This window comes from Vibrio amylolyticus, from assembly GCF_023145695.1.
Lineage (GTDB): Bacteria > Pseudomonadota > Gammaproteobacteria > Enterobacterales > Vibrionaceae > Vibrio > Vibrio amylolyticus.
Genome location: NZ_JAJHVV010000037.1, coordinates 1 through 721 on the forward strand (window position 1 = coordinate 1; position 721 = coordinate 721).

A 721-nucleotide genomic window follows, 5' to 3' on the forward strand; every position below is an offset into this window, starting at 1 on the left:
CGTAATGCGCCTTGTTGCCGGGTGTAGTTTTCATGTGAGTGAGCACCCGCGAGACAGCGTTAATCGAGACTACCTAATGCTGTCAGTGAGCCACATGGGCTACAACCCTAGTGTCCATGAGGAAGAGTCTTCGGAACAACCTGCCACTTACCATAACCAGTTTTGCTGTATCCCAAGAGATATTACCTATAAAGCGCCAAAGCAACCCGCGCCAGTGGTTGATGGTGTTCAAACGGCCGTTGTTGTTGGGCCGGAAGGCGAAGAGATATACACCGATGAATATGGACGCATTAAAGTTCAGTTTCATTGGGATCGTTATGGCGAGAAGAACGAGCACTCAAGTTGTTGGTTGCGAGTAAGCCAAGTGATGGCCGCGCCTAATTGGGGTGCGGTGTACCTACCTCGAATAGGCCATGAAGTAATCGTGACCTTTTTGGAAGGTGACCCAGATAGGCCATTAGTCACAGGAGCGGTGTATAACGGGCTACATCAGCCACCGTATGCCTTGCCAGAGCATAAAACGCGAACAGTACTGCGAACTCAAAGTCACAAAGCAGAAGGGCACAACGAGCTCTATTTTGAAGATGAAGCGCAGCAGGAAGAGATCCACTTCCGCGCTCAAAAAGACATGAAGACCGATGTGCTGAATAATCGCTACAGACACATTGGAAACGATGAAGAACTCACTATTGGCAGAGACCAAGAAAACACCATTGATGGC

General features: G+C 49.1%; 1 protein-coding gene. It reads left to right on the forward strand.

Going from position 1 to position 721, the window contains the following annotated elements; genetic code table 11:
- Nucleotides 1-721 (forward strand): type VI secretion system tip protein TssI/VgrG (gene tssI, locus KP803_RS21770; RefSeq protein ID WP_248010950.1); only part of this gene is annotated, 721 nt, incomplete at both ends.